A 12,607-nucleotide genomic window follows, 5' to 3' on the forward strand; every position below is an offset into this window, starting at 1 on the left:
CGGCTGTACGAAAATCGTCAAAGGAGATTGACATGGCGCCCGTAAACCCCACCCAGGAACTCCCCGACGAGGCTGCTTCGGCGGTCTATAAGCAGGAGATCGAACTGCAGCTGTCGCAGTTGCGCGAGGATATTGCCGTTCTCGCCCGCACCGTTGCCGCCGCCGGTTCCCAGAAGGCCGAGGATGTCGGGCGCCGGGTGAGAAAGGCCAAGGAGGACGCCACCGACGCGTCGCTCAACATGGTCGAAGCGGCACGCGAACAGGCCCTGTCGCTGGAAAAGGATCTCGAGCGCCAGATCCGCGCCAAGCCGCTGCAATCGGTCGGCATCGCCGCCGGTGTCGGCTTCCTCTTCGCTCTTTTGGCGCGGCGCTGACCATGGGGGGGCTGGCCCCGATCGTGGCTTCGCTGCTTGCCGTTGATATTCACGCTTTCACCAAGCGGCTGCGGCGCAATGCGGTGCTTTATGCGATCGCCGGATTTTTTATGCTGACGGCCTATGCCGCGGGCGTGACGGCATTCGGCATCTATCTGGCAACGATGATGCATCCCGCCGTGGCTGCGGCGGTGGTCGCCTTCGCGGCCTTCATCGTGGCGCTGATCTTCTTCGCCGCAGTGATGCTGGCCAACCGCGCCGAAGAAAAGCGCAAGCGCCAGGCCGCGGCCGCCAATAGCGGCAAGGCAATGATGGTGACGGCGGCCATCACCGCACTGCCGATGGTGATCCGCTCGCGACCGCTTGCTGCCGTCGCGATCGCCGGCGGGCTGGCCATGGTGCTCGGCCGTACGTTCACCGGCGGATCTCACACGGGCGAGGATGCCTGATATACCTCCTTCGCGGACGGTTCGACTGAAGAAACGGGACGCGGCTTGAGTGCCGCGTCCCGTTTCGCGTTGCTGACGCCCCGGCTTTAACCCCGTCGGCGAGGGGACGACGCACGGCGGCTGTATCATTTGTTAAAGACCCGCCGATCCGGGGTGATTAGACGACTGATGGGTTCGAACCGAATCGCCATTCAGGATGCCTGCCCATTGCTCGTTCTCATCATCGACCCGGAATATCTGGTAGCTCTTGATGCCGAGCAGGTGCTGACCGATGCGCTCGCATGTCGCGTTGATATCGCCATGCCGCGAGAATACCCCGCTATTCTCGATCAACGCCGCTATGATGTCATCCTTATCGATATAAGGGTAATCCAGGGCGATGCGGCCGATGCAGCCCGGCGGATTGGCGCCCATGGTGCCAAGGTCGTGCTTTCCAGCCTGTCCCACAGCTATTCGAATGGGTTTGCGCCCTGGCCAGATGTGCCGGTGGTGCTCAAGCCGTTCAACGACCAGGCCCTGATCGCGGCCATAAAAAACGCCGCGACTTTCGATCGCGACGTTTCGTCTTCTCAAGCGTGATGGAGCGGCTCAGCTGCCGAAAGCGCGGGCGGTAATCGCGGCATCACCCGGATCGGGGCCAAAATCGCCTTCACCGGAAACGCCCAGCAGTTCCTGCAACCGGGTGCGGGCACGGCTGACGCGGCTCTTGATCGTGCCGACGGCACAGCCGCAGATCTCTGCCGCTTCCTCATAGGCAAAGCCCGCAGCTCCCACCAAAACGATCGCTTCGCGCTGATCGTCCGGCAGCTTGTCCAGCGCCTTGCGGAAATCCTGCAGATCGAGCCGGCCATACTGTTCCGGGTGTACGGAAAAGCGTTCGGAAAACAGGCCGTCGCTGTCCTGCACCTCGCGGCCGCGTTTGCGCATCTGGCTGTAGAATTCGTTGCGCAGAATGGTGAAAAGCCAGGCCCGCATGTTGGTGCCGGCGGTAAAGCTGGTCTGGTTCGCCCACGCCTTCATGATCGTGTCCTGGACCAGATCGTCGGCCTTGTCGTGGCGCCCCGTCAGGGACACGGCAAAGGCACGAAGGTTGGGCAGGGATGCAAGGAGGTCGCGCTTGAACGCACGGTCGGCAAGTTCCTGCTCAGTCATTTTACATCCGCCGATTTCGCGTTTTTTTCAGCCTGTTCAAGGCGCTCGAGAAGGTCGAGAAAACGGTCGGGAATCCCTTCTTCCTGTACGGCATCGTAGAAATCGCGCAGCTTGCGCGAAATCGCGGCGTTCGGAAGCATCGCGCCGGGCTTGAAATCTTTCGCTTGTGCTGTCGTCATTGTTTTTTCTTTTTTTCTGCTATCTTGTTCACTCATCACGCGGGCAGCCTGTTGCGATATCGTTCCCAGCAGAATGCGCGGCGACCAAAAAAGTTCCGGGTCGCTCGGAACTTTTTTTGTCGCCGACCGTTTCCAGCCAGTTAGTTGCCCACTGGGCTCAGGGGAGAATTTATTTATGTCACTCACCACGCGCGTTGCGTCTCACCTTCCTTATCTGCGTCGATACGCCCGTGCCGTCACAGGGTCGCAGACATCCGGTGACGCTTATGTAGCCGCGGTCCTCGAAGCCTTGATTGCCGATATTTCGATCTTTCCCGAAACATCGAAGGATCGCGTCTCGCTGTATAAACTTTTCGTTGCGATCTTTGGTTCCACCTCCATCGAAATCCGTCCGATCGATTCGCCCTTCGCCTGGGAACAGCGCGCCGTGGCCAATCTTTCGGCGCTGCCCTCGAAGGCGCGTCATGCCTTCCTGCTGATTTCGGTCGAAGGTTTCACCATCGAAGAAACCGCCGAAATTCTCGACGTCAGCACGGAGGAAGCGACCCAGCTTCTCGACGAGGCGTCGCGCGAAATTTCGCGTCAGGTCGCAACCGACATCATGATCATCGAGGACGAGCCGCTGATCGCGCTCGATATCGAACAGATGGTCCAGGATCTCGGCCACCGGGTCACCGGCGTCGCACGTACCCACAAGGAAGCCGTCTCCCTGTTCCAGACGTCGCAGCCGAAGATGGTTCTCGCCGATATCCAGCTCGCCGACGGCAGCTCAGGCATCGACGCCGTCAACGAGATTCTGCGCACGTCGAACGTGCCGGTGATCTTCATCACTGCTTTCCCGGAACGCCTCCTCACCGGTGAGCGCCCCGAGCCGGCCTTCCTCGTTACCAAGCCGTTCAACCCCGACATGGTGAAGGCGCTGATCAGTCAGGCGCTGTTCTTCAACGAGGCGGTCAAGGCGGCAGCCTGAGCAGCCGGATATCGAGACAGATCAGGAACAAACACGACATGGCGACGTTCTTTCGCGTGATATCGGAAGGAATTCGCCATGTTGTACTACGCTCTGGTGTTTCTCGTGATTGCGCTGATCGCAGGCGCTCTCGGGTTCGGAGGAGTGGCTGGAACGGCCGCCGGGTTTGCCCAGATCCTGTTCTTCCTTTTCCTCATTCTGCTGGTTATTTCGCTGGTGCTCGGGTTGTTCAGGCGAACGTGACTATCTATAAGAAATGACCTTGATCAGCCACATGCCGGTTCCCGGCCTTTGGTGTTTCTCCAATCCAGATAAGCAGGCGGGGTGATGCCGTTGCCGCATCAGCTGACATGGCAGCAGGCCGGAGAGAGTGACGACAAGCTCCACGGTTTCTTTATGCCGGCACTCTTGGATCTTGGCGCCAGCATCATCATTCAGAATGCGGCGCGCGAGTATCTGTTCGTAACGCATCTGCCCTCGGCCTGGCGTCTGTCCAAGGGGACCTCGCCCACCGACAGCAGCCTGTTCGGGGAGGAGATTGCCGACAAGCTCTCGGCGATCAAGGATGCGGTGCGCAAGCCGGGCGACAAGGCGCATATCGAGGTCGCGGTCGGATCCGAGGATGTGTTCGAGTTCCGGGTGCAGGCCGTCAGCCTGACCGATGGCGACATGCATCTGGTCACCACCATTGTCGACCGGTCGGAAGAGCGGCATCGCGAGCGGCTGTTGCGGGCGCTCCTGCGCGAAGTCAGTCACCGCTCGAAGAACCTGCTGGCCATCATCCAGAGCATTGCCCTGCAGACCGCCCGCTATTCCGGCACCCTGGACATGTTCCTCAACAAGTTCCGCGGACGGCTGTATTCGCTGTCGCAGAGCCAGGACCTGATCACCGATTCGAGCTGGCGCGGTGCCTATTTCCGTGAGCTGGTGGAGCAGCAGACCCAGAAATATCTGCCGGAGAATGCCCATCTCGTCGACATCAAGGGCGACGATGTGTTGTTGACGCCGAACGCATCGCTGCATATCGGCCTGGCGCTGCATGAACTGATCGTCAATGCCGTCAGCCACGGATCGCTCCTGACCAGCCGCCGAGCGATCTCGGTGACCTGCAACCGCGTCGTCGTTGATGGTCACGACAGTCTGGAAGTCTTGTGGCTGGAAAAGCTCGATCCGGGCACGCTCCATAACCTCGTCGGAGACGAGAACTGGAAGGGCCATTTCGGCAGCACCGTTCTCGAGCGCGTCGTGCCAGCTTCGGTCAATGGGCAGGCGCATTACGGAATTTCGGACCAGGAAATTACCTATAGCCTGACCTTTCCGCTCGACGCCGCCGAATAGCGCGGGCGCTCGCTCGTAGGATCAGGCGATAAAAATGACCCTTTGGTATTTTTCCCAAAATTTTTCGGAACCAATAGCGGGGAGTGCCGTTATCCATACATCTGGAAGCGCCCCCGTCCCCCGCCCTTCAAGCTTCCAGGTAAAACTCTTCATCCCCCTCGAAGAGACGATCTGGCTCGGTTTCCAACGGAAACCGGGCCAGTTCATTTTTGGCGCTTTTCATCAGTTCGTGGGTCGTGCTCAATCCTTCGTGGGCCTGACGACAATGTGCCAGCAAGCCTGACCGGGAACCGAACATGAAGAGACACGGCGGGTGCCGCGCACATTCGCGCCGCGCGTCGATGGTTGGGCGCCGGTCTTGCGACATTCGCCACGTGTTCCTGACACGGAGCGGTGAAACCGTTGCCGGCTTTTGGCCTTGCTGATCGTTTGACAGGTCCCGGCAAAACATGTCAGCAAATCCACGAGGAGAATTTCTGTCATGGCAAAACGGTCGGATACGCAGGGACGGCTCGATGACGCGGCGCGCGCCGGCTGGCTTTATTACGTCGCGGGGCGCACGCAGGATGAGATTGCGTCCTCCATGGGCATCTCCCGGCAATCCGCGCAGCGGCTGGTATCGCTGGCCGTCGCCGAGCGGCTCATCAAGGTGCGGCTCGACCATCCGATCGCCGCCTGCCTGGAACTGGCCGAAGCGCTCAAGACCAAATACGACCTCAACTATATCGAGATCGTGCCGAGCGATCCTGCCGCCGTTTCCACCACGGTCGGCATTGCCGAGGCTGCGGCCGCCGAGATCGAGCGCTGGCTGAAGCGGGCGGACCCGATCATCGTTGCCATCGGCACGGGCCGCACGTTGAAGGCAGCCGTCGATCAGTTGCCGCCGATGGAATGCCCGCAGCACCGCATCGTGTCGCTCACCGGCAATATTGGGCCAGACGGATCTGCCGCCTATTACAACGTCATCTTTTCCATGGCCGATGCCATCAAGGCGCGGCATTTCCCGATGCCGCTTCCCGTCATGTGCAGTTCCATCGAGGAGCGTGAGACGCTGCACGATCAGGCACTGGTGCGCTCCACGATCGGGCTCGGCGCGATGGCCGATGTTACCTTCGTTGGCATTGGCGAGCTCGGGCCGGACGGTCCGCTCTGCCTTGACGGTTTTCTCGCGCGCGAGGAAATGCAGGCGCTGGTCGAAGGCGGCGCTGCAGGGGAGATCTGTGGCTGGTTCTTCGATCATGACGGAAAGCTGCTGGACGATCCGATCAACGGGCGGGTGGCCTCCGTGCCCATTCCCTCTCGCGACACCTGTTCGGTCCTGGGCATCGCCCAGGGACGCCGCAAGATTCCGGCTATGGCTGCGGCGCTGAAGGGTCGTCTTATCAACGGATTGATCACCGACGAAAATGCCGCTGAGCAGTTGCTCTCCCTGTGAGCAAAAATTTCTTTTAGGTAATTCAACCACTTAAAACGTTTTAATCGCAGTGCAGCGACGAATCCGCATTGACTTCTGTCCTGCGTTGATAGGTAATTGCCCACGAGCAAAGCGAATGCTCGCATTTAATCTTCTCGGGAGGAAGATATGACATTGAAGACCGTTCTGCTGGGCGCATGCTCGGCGCTGGCGTTTGCCGGCATGGCCTCTGCCGAAACCCTCACCATCGCAACCGTCAACAATGGCGACATGGTCCGTATGCAGGCCCTGACGTCGGAGTTCACCAAGGCGAACCCGGACATTCAGGTCGAGTGGGTAACGCTTGAAGAAAACGTCCTGCGCGAACGCGTAACGACCGATATCGCTGCCGGCGGTGGCCAGTACGACATCGTCACCATCGGCAATTACGAAGTTCCGATCTGGGCAAAGCAGAACTGGCTGCTGCCGCTCGACGGTCTCGGCGACAGTTACGACATGGACGACCTGCTGCCGGCGATCCGCGGGGGCCTGTCGATGGACGGCAAGCTTTATGCGGCACCGTTCTACGGCGAATCCGCCATGATCATGTACCGCAAGGACCTGTTCGACAAAGCCGGCCTGAAAATGCCGGAAACGCCGACCTGGGAATTCATCGCCGATGCTGCCCGCAAGATCACCGATCGCGGCGCCGATGTGTCGGGCATGTGCCTTCGCGGCAAGGCCGGCTGGGGCGAAAACATGGCCTTCGTTTCGGCTCTGAACAACTCGTTCGGCGGTCGCTGGTTCGATGAGCAGTGGAAGCCGCAGTTCGATCAGCCGGAATGGAAGGCCGCGCTGCAGTTCTACGCCGACCTGATGAAGGATGCCGGCCCGTCCGGCGCGTCCTCGAACGGCTTCAACGAAAACCTGACGCTGTTCCAGCAGGGCAAGTGCGGCATGTGGATCGACGCCACCGTCGCCGCATCCTTCGTATCGAACCCGAAGGACTCGAAGGTTGCCGACAAGGTCGGTTACGCCATCTTCCCGAACAAGGAAGGCGTAGACAACCACGGCAAGTGGCTGTGGTCGTGGAACCTTGCCGTTCCGGCCTCCTCCAAGAAGGCTGAAACGGCGCAGAAGTTCATCTCCTGGGCAACCAGCAAGGAATACACGGCGCTCGTCGCTTCCAAGGAAGGCTGGGCAAACGTTCCTCCGGGCACGCGCACCTCGCTCTACAAGAACGAGGAATACACCAAGGCTGCTCCGTTCGCTGCTCCGACGCTTGCCGCGATGGACGCTGCCGACATCACCAAGCCGACCGTCAAGCCGGTTCCTTACACCGGCGGCCAGTTCGTCGCGATCCCTGAATTCCAGGCTCTCGGCACCACGGTCGGGCAGCTGTTCTCGGCTGTAATCGCCGGCCAGTCCACGGTCGACGACGCGCTTGCCGCCGCTCAGGCAACGGCAACCCGCGACATGACCCGCGCCGGTTACATCAAGTAAAGTCCTCCCAAGGACCGCGGCTGCCTGTCATACGGGCAGCCGCACCCGTCGCCCGCGGCATGAAGGGCTCAAAGCCATAACAACAAGATGAAACCATGCGAGCGCCTCCCGCTGGGGCGCAACGCATGGGCATTCCGGGAGGGTCGCTGAAATGGCAACGCAGAATACCAAGACGTTGGCGCGGCTGATGATGGCGCCCTCCGTCATTGCACTCCTCGTCTGGATGGTCATACCGCTGTCGATGACGCTGTATTATTCGTTCCAGAACTACAATCTGCTGACGCCCCAGAACGTCAGTTTCGGTGGTTTCTTCAACTACCAGTATTTCTACACCGATCCGGCCTTCTTCACGGCGATCTGGAACACGCTGATCCTGGTTGTCGGCGTGCTGGCCATCACCGTGATCGGCGGCATCGCCATCGGTCTTCTGCTCGACCAACCGATTTTCGGCCAGGGCATCGTGCGCATTCTGGTGATTTCGCCCTTCTTCGTCATGCCGCCGGTGGCGGCGCTGATCTGGAAGAACATGATCATGCACCCGTCCTACGGGGTGCTGGCCGATATCGCCCGCTTCCTCGGGCTGCAGCCGGTCGACTGGTTTGCGCAATATCCGCTGTTTTCGATCATCGTCATCGTGGCATGGCAGTGGCTGCCATTCGCAACGCTCATTCTTTTGACGGCACTGCAGTCGCTTGACGGCGAGCAGAAGGAAGCCGCCGAAATGGACGGCGCCAATTTCGTCAACCGCTTCATCTACCTGACGCTGCCGCATCTTTCCCGGGCCATCACGGTCGTCATCCTGATCCAGACGATCTTCCTGCTCGGCATCTATGCGGAAATCCTGGTCACCACCAATGGCGGCCCGGGCTATGCGTCCACTAACCTGACCTTCCTGATCTACCGCACCGCGCGTCTCGGTTATGACGTCGGCGGAGGTGCGGCGGGCGGTATCATCGCGGTCGTTCTCGCCAATATCGTCGCCTTCTTCCTGATGCGCGCCGTCGGCAAGAACCTCGACAAGTAAGGAGAGACGATCATGGCTCGCAAAGTTACAACGCAAAGCAAGATCGTCTGGACCGTCATCGCATGGGTCGTGGCGCTGGTGATCTTTTTCCCGATCCTCTACGCGGTCATCACCAGCTTCAAGACGGAGCCGGAAGCGATCGACGGGTTCAGCCTGATCCCGTCGGGCACGTTCGAGAACTACATCACGGTGCAGACGCAGCGCGATTACTTCAAGCCGTTCATGAACTCGGTGATCCTGTCGATCGGTTCGACCATCCTCGCCCTGATCTTCGCCATTCCGGCGGCCTGGGCGATGGCGTTTGCACCGACCAAGCGCACCAAGGACATCCTGATGTGGATGCTCTCCACCAAGATGATGCCGGCGGTCGCGGTGCTTCTGCCGATCTACATCCTGTTCCGCAATTTTGGCCTGCTCGATACCCGTATCGGTCTGACGATCATGCTGACGCTGATCAACCTGCCGATCGTGGTGTGGATGCTCTACACCTACTTCCGCGAAATTCCGGGTGAGATCCTGGAAGCGGCCCGTATGGATGGCGCCAATCTGTGGAAGGAAATCGTCTACGTGCTGACGCCGATGGCGGTGCCGGGCATTGCCTCGACGCTTCTCCTCAACATCATCCTTGCCTGGAACGAAGCCTTCTGGACCATCCAGCTGTCGACCACCAACGCGGCACCGCTGACGGCCTTCATCGCCTCGTTCTCGTCGCCTCAAGGGTTGTTCTGGGCAAAGCTTTCGGCGGCTTCCACCATGGCGATTGCGCCGATCCTCATCCTCGGCTGGTTCAGCCAGAAGCAACTCGTTCGCGGCCTCACGTTTGGCGCGGTTAAGTAAGGAATTGGTCTCATGGGCAGCATTACTCTCAAAAACGTCCAGAAACACTTTGGCGAGGCCAAGGTCATTCCATCCGTCGATCTGGAAATCACCGATGGCGAATTCGTCGTCTTCGTCGGCCCGTCGGGCAGCGGCAAGTCCACGCTGCTGCGCCTGATCGCCGGTCTCGAAGATGTCACCGGCGGCACGATCACCATCGACGGCAAGGATGTGACGGAAGCGGCACCCGCCGCGCGTGGCCTTGCCATGGTGTTCCAGTCCTACGCGCTCTACCCACACATGAGCGTGCGCAAGAACATCGCCTTCCCGCTGAAGATGGCGAAGATGGAGCAGTCGGCAATCGACAAGAAGGTTGCCGATGCCGCCCGCATCCTCAATCTCACCGATTATCTCGAGCGCCGTCCCGGCCAGCTTTCCGGTGGTCAGCGCCAGCGTGTCGCCATCGGCCGCGCCATTGTTCGCGAACCGTCGGCCTTCCTGTTCGACGAACCTTTGTCCAACCTTGATGCGGCTTTGCGCGGCACGATGCGTCTGGAAATCAGCGACCTGCACAACCAGCTGAAAACGACGATGATCTACGTCACCCATGACCAGATCGAAGCCATGACCATGGCCGACAAGATCGTCGTTCTCAATCGCGGCAATATCGAGCAGGTCGGTTCGCCGATGGAGCTCTACAACACGCCGCGCAACCTGTTTGTCGCCGGCTTTATCGGTTCGCCGCGTATGAACCTCATCGAAGGCGAATACGCGCAGTCGAAGGGCGCCAAGACCGCCGGTATCCGCCCCGAACACCTGACGCTGTCCAAGGAAAGCGGCACCTGGAAGGGCACGGTTTCGGTTGCCGAACATCTCGGCGCCGACACGTTCCTGCATCTCGATGTCGATGGCATCGGCAAGATGACGGCGCGTGCCAGCGGAGAATTCGGCGCCCATCACGGTGACACCGTCTACCTGACGCCGGATGAAACGAGGCTGCACCGTTTCGACGACAAGGGCCTGCGCATCGCGGGCTGAGAATACGATTGTCATATCAAGGAAAAAGACTGTGACAGGTAGACTGGAAGGCAAGTCGGCAATCATCACCGGATCGGCGCGCGGCATCGGCCGGGCGTTTGCGGAAGCCTATGTGCGCGAAGGCGCAACCGTGGCCATCGCCGACATCAATATCGAACGCGCCGAGCAGACCGCGAAGGAAATCGGGCCAAAGGCCTATGCGGTCCAGCTCGACGTCACCGATCAGGCGTCCATCGATGCCGCCATCCGCACCGTCGAGGAAAAGACCGGCGGCGTCGATATCCTGATCAACAATGCGGCGCTGTTCGATCTGGCACCGATCGTCGAGATCACTCGCAAAAGCTACGACACGCTGTTTTCGATCAATGTCGCCGGTTCGCTGTTCATGCTGCAGGCGGTCGCAAAGTCGATGATTGCGCGTGGGCAGGGTGGCAAGATCATCAACATGGCCAGCCAGGCCGGCCGTCGTGGCGAAGCGCTCGTGGCAGTCTACTGCGCCACCAAGGCGGCGATCATCAGCTTTACCCAGTCGGCCGGTCTCGACCTGATCAAGCATGGCATCAACGTCAATGCGATCGCCCCCGGCGTCGTCGATGGCGAACACTGGGACGGCGTCGATGCGCTGTTTGCCAAGCACGAAAACCGCCCGCTTGGCGAAAAGAAGAAGCTGGTCGGCGAGTCCGTCCCGTTCGGCCGCATGGGCACGGCGGAAGACCTGACCGGCATGGCCGTGTTCCTCGCCAGCCGCGATGCCGATTACGTCGTCGCCCAGACCTACAATGTCGATGGCGGCAACTGGATGAGCTGAGGCTCTCGCTGACCGCCCGTTTGGGGCGATCACGCATCTATTTCATATTCTAGGACCTTCGAGGACCGAGACATGACCGTAAAACTTTCGCTGGCAACGCTGGATCAGGCCAAGGCAACCGCGGCCATTCCTGCTTACGATCCCAAAGCGCTTTCGCACGGCATCGTGCATTTTGGCGTCGGCAATTTTCACCGGGCCCATCAGGCGATCTATCTCGACGACCTGTTCAACACGGGCAAGGGCCATGACTGGGCGATCACCGGTGCCGGCGTCATGCCGTCCGACGCCGCCATGCGCGACAAGCTGAAGGCACAGGACTTCCTGACCACGGTTGTCGAGCAGGACAACAACAAGACCGGCGCCCGCGTCACCGCCCCGATGATCGACATCATCGCGCCGGGCGAGACTGCGGCGCTGATCGAAAAGCTGGCCGACCCGGCCACGCGCATCGTCTCGATGACGATCACCGAGGGCGGCTATTTCATCGACGCTGCCGGCCACTTCAATCCGGCGCATCCGGCCATGGTCGAGGATGCCAACAACCCGACGGCACCGAAGACGGTGTTCGGCCTCATTCTCGCCGGCCTCAAGGTTCGCAAGGAACGCGGTATCGCGCCCTTCACCATCATGTCCTGCGACAACATTCCGGGCAATGGCGAGGTGACCGAAGGCACGGTGATCGGTCTGGCAAAGATGTCGGATGCCGATTTCGCCCACTGGATCCATGAAAACGTCGCTTTCCCGAACTCGATGGTCGACCGCATCACGCCGGCCACCGGCCAGCGCGAAATCGACATTCTCAAGAACGACTTCAACATCGACGACAATTGGCCGGTATTCTGCGAAGAGTTCAAGCAGTGGGTGATGGAAGACAAGTTCCCGCTCGGCCGTCCCGCTCTGGAAGAGGTCGGCGTGCAGTTCGTGCCGGATGTTGCCCCTTACGAGCTGATGAAGATCCGCATCCTCAATGGCGGCCATGCGACGATCGCCTATCCGGGCGAGTTGCTCGACATCCACTTCGTGCATGAGGCGATGGAACACCCGCTGATCCGCGCTTTCCTCGCCAAGCTGGAGAAGGAAGAGATCATCCCGATCGTTCCGCCGGTGCCCAATACCAATCTCGATGAGTATTTCGACCTGATCGAGCGCCGTTTCCTCAACCCGAAAATCGGCGACACCATTCCGCGTCTGGCGCAGGATGGCTCCAATCGCCAGCCAAAGTTCATCCTGCCTTCGACGCGTGATCGTCTGGCCAAGGGTGACGATATCATCGGCCTGTCGCTGGTCTCCGCCCTGTGGTGCCGTTATTTCGCCGGCACGTCGGATTCGGGTCGCAAGATCGTCTTCAACGATGCCAGCGCCGAAAAGCTGCAGGCCGCCGCCATCAAGGCCAAGGACGATCCGGATGCCTTCCTTGTCTTCGACGAGATCTTTGGCGAAGTGTCGAAGAACGAGTTGTTCCGCAAGCGTTTCGCGCATGCGCTGAACACGCTGTGGGAACAGGGGACGGCGAAAACGCTGGAACTCTATCTCGCTGACGAACTGGTCAAGTAAGGGCATCAG

At 60.2% G+C, this 12,607-nt stretch carries 16 protein-coding genes; 13 read left to right on the forward strand and 3 right to left on the reverse strand.

The features are described from left to right. Nucleotides 1–32: 32 nt before the first annotated feature. From ACQKKX_RS00415 to ACQKKX_RS00425, 3 genes are all read left to right on the forward strand, one after another. Nucleotides 33–374 carry a DUF883 family protein gene (locus ACQKKX_RS00415; protein WP_427567754.1) on the forward strand — a complete coding sequence of 114 codons (342 nt, stop codon included), beginning with the start codon at nt 33–35 and terminating at the stop codon, nt 372–374. A 2-nt stretch (nt 375–376) separates the two neighbouring features. Continuing rightward, complete coding sequence (locus ACQKKX_RS00420; RefSeq protein ID WP_427567756.1) at nt 377–823, forward strand: hypothetical protein; 447 nt, start codon at nt 377–379, stop codon at nt 821–823. Nucleotides 824–991: 168 nt separating this feature from the next. Continuing rightward, nucleotides 992–1,402: a hypothetical protein gene (locus ACQKKX_RS00425; protein ID WP_427567758.1), complete on the forward strand. Its 411-nt coding sequence runs from the start codon at nt 992–994 to the stop codon at nt 1,400–1,402. 9 nt (nt 1,403–1,411) lie between these two features. On the opposite strand, the gene ACQKKX_RS00430 is transcribed toward ACQKKX_RS00425, so the two are convergent. Both ACQKKX_RS00430 and ACQKKX_RS00435 read right to left on the reverse strand, forming a co-directional pair. Continuing rightward, entirely contained in the window at nt 1,412–1,975 is a 564-nt protein-coding gene (locus ACQKKX_RS00430; protein ID WP_427567760.1) for an RNA polymerase sigma factor, read from the reverse strand. After that, complete coding sequence (locus tag ACQKKX_RS00435; RefSeq protein WP_427569305.1) at nt 1,972–2,154, reverse strand: NepR family anti-sigma factor; 183 nt, start codon at nt 2,152–2,154, stop codon at nt 1,972–1,974. Before ACQKKX_RS00435 ends, ACQKKX_RS00430 begins: the two co-directional genes overlap by 4 nt. A gap of 175 nt (nt 2,155–2,329) precedes the next feature. Between ACQKKX_RS00435 and ACQKKX_RS00440 the strand changes: the two genes are divergently transcribed. From ACQKKX_RS00440 to ACQKKX_RS00450, 3 genes are all read left to right on the forward strand, one after another. Further along, entirely contained in the window at nt 2,330–3,124 is a 795-nt protein-coding gene (locus ACQKKX_RS00440) for a response regulator (RefSeq protein WP_427567762.1), read from the forward strand. 78 nt (nt 3,125–3,202) lie between these two features. Further along, on the forward strand, nt 3,203–3,367 hold the full coding sequence (locus ACQKKX_RS00445) for a DUF1328 domain-containing protein (protein WP_427567764.1): 165 nt from the start codon (nt 3,203–3,205) through the stop codon (nt 3,365–3,367). An 84-nt stretch (nt 3,368–3,451) separates the two neighbouring features. Beyond that, nucleotides 3,452–4,462: a sensor histidine kinase gene (locus tag ACQKKX_RS00450; protein ID WP_427567766.1), complete on the forward strand. Its 1,011-nt coding sequence runs from the start codon at nt 3,452–3,454 to the stop codon at nt 4,460–4,462. Between the two features lie 127 nt (nt 4,463–4,589). Here the strand turns inward: ACQKKX_RS00450 and ACQKKX_RS00455 are convergent, their stop codons facing one another. Then, entirely contained in the window at nt 4,590–4,829 is a 240-nt protein-coding gene (locus ACQKKX_RS00455) for a hypothetical protein (RefSeq protein ID WP_427567768.1), read from the reverse strand. A gap of 114 nt (nt 4,830–4,943) precedes the next feature. Here ACQKKX_RS00455 and ACQKKX_RS00460 point away from each other — a divergent pair, with 114 nt between their 5' ends. The 7 genes from ACQKKX_RS00460 to ACQKKX_RS00490 all read left to right on the forward strand — a co-directional run bounded on the left by ACQKKX_RS00460 (nt 4,944) and on the right by ACQKKX_RS00490 (nt 12,598). Next, entirely contained in the window at nt 4,944–5,897 is a 954-nt protein-coding gene (locus ACQKKX_RS00460) for a sugar-binding transcriptional regulator (protein ID WP_427567770.1), read from the forward strand. 147 nt (nt 5,898–6,044) lie between these two features. Continuing rightward, nucleotides 6,045–7,358 carry an ABC transporter substrate-binding protein gene (locus ACQKKX_RS00465; RefSeq protein ID WP_427567772.1) on the forward strand — a complete coding sequence of 438 codons (1,314 nt, stop codon included), beginning with the start codon at nt 6,045–6,047 and terminating at the stop codon, nt 7,356–7,358. A gap of 151 nt (nt 7,359–7,509) precedes the next feature. Further along, entirely contained in the window at nt 7,510–8,382 is an 873-nt protein-coding gene (locus tag ACQKKX_RS00470) for a carbohydrate ABC transporter permease (RefSeq protein WP_427567774.1), read from the forward strand. Nucleotides 8,383–8,394: 12 nt separating this feature from the next. Continuing rightward, nucleotides 8,395–9,219 carry a carbohydrate ABC transporter permease gene (locus ACQKKX_RS00475; protein ID WP_427567776.1) on the forward strand — a complete coding sequence of 275 codons (825 nt, stop codon included), beginning with the start codon at nt 8,395–8,397 and terminating at the stop codon, nt 9,217–9,219. Between the two features lie 12 nt (nt 9,220–9,231). Continuing rightward, nucleotides 9,232–10,236, forward strand: a complete 1,005-nt coding sequence (locus ACQKKX_RS00480) for an ABC transporter ATP-binding protein (protein WP_427567778.1) — start codon at nt 9,232–9,234, stop codon at nt 10,234–10,236. Nucleotides 10,237–10,267: 31 nt separating this feature from the next. Continuing rightward, nucleotides 10,268–11,044 (forward strand): L-iditol 2-dehydrogenase, encoded by a 777-nt coding sequence (locus ACQKKX_RS00485; RefSeq protein WP_427567780.1) that lies wholly within the window; start codon nt 10,268–10,270, stop codon nt 11,042–11,044. Between the two features lie 72 nt (nt 11,045–11,116). Beyond that, the gene (locus ACQKKX_RS00490) at nt 11,117–12,598 is read left to right on the forward strand and encodes a mannitol dehydrogenase family protein (protein ID WP_427567782.1); all 1,482 of its coding nucleotides are present in this window, start codon (nt 11,117–11,119) and stop codon (nt 12,596–12,598) included. Nucleotides 12,599–12,607 lie beyond the last annotated feature (9 nt).

This window comes from Neorhizobium sp. NPDC001467, assembly GCF_050275975.1.
GTDB lineage: Bacteria > Pseudomonadota > Alphaproteobacteria > Rhizobiales > Rhizobiaceae > Neorhizobium.